This is a genomic window from Faecalibacterium sp. DFI.5.82, from assembly GCF_029076575.1.
Classification (GTDB): Bacteria; Bacillota; Clostridia; order Oscillospirales; family Ruminococcaceae; genus Faecalibacterium; species Faecalibacterium duncaniae.
The window spans coordinates 1-307 of the sequence record NZ_JARFIS010000587.1; the positions used below are offsets into that span (position 1 = coordinate 1).

The 307-nt window shown below is 43.0% G+C and carries 1 protein-coding gene; it reads right to left on the bottom strand.

Going from position 1 to position 307, the window contains the following annotated elements; translation table 11 throughout:
* The coding region (locus P0G09_RS18005) for a DUF234 domain-containing protein (protein WP_275253355.1) at nt 1-307 on the bottom strand (307 nt) is incomplete at both ends.

Genomic DNA, 307 nt, shown 5'->3' on the forward strand with positions numbered 1-307 from the left:
GAGAAAATGTAGTAGTGGTAGTTTGTTCCTTTCCCAAAGACTGCTGCATATTCCAGAATCAGTTCCAGTTCGTCCAAACCGATTTTTTCATTGCGATATTTGCAGGAGCCGATGATATATTCATTGCCCTCAACCGGCCTACCGACAATATCGATTTGTATCTGCTTCTTTTTTTGAGGGTCGGTTCCCCACCACTGCCCAATCTCACTCAACTCGATAGGAAGATCATTCGCATAATAGAGCAAGTAGACTTGGCACATCTTCTCAAAAATCAGACCCATATAGTCTGGAAAATACTGCTTCACCG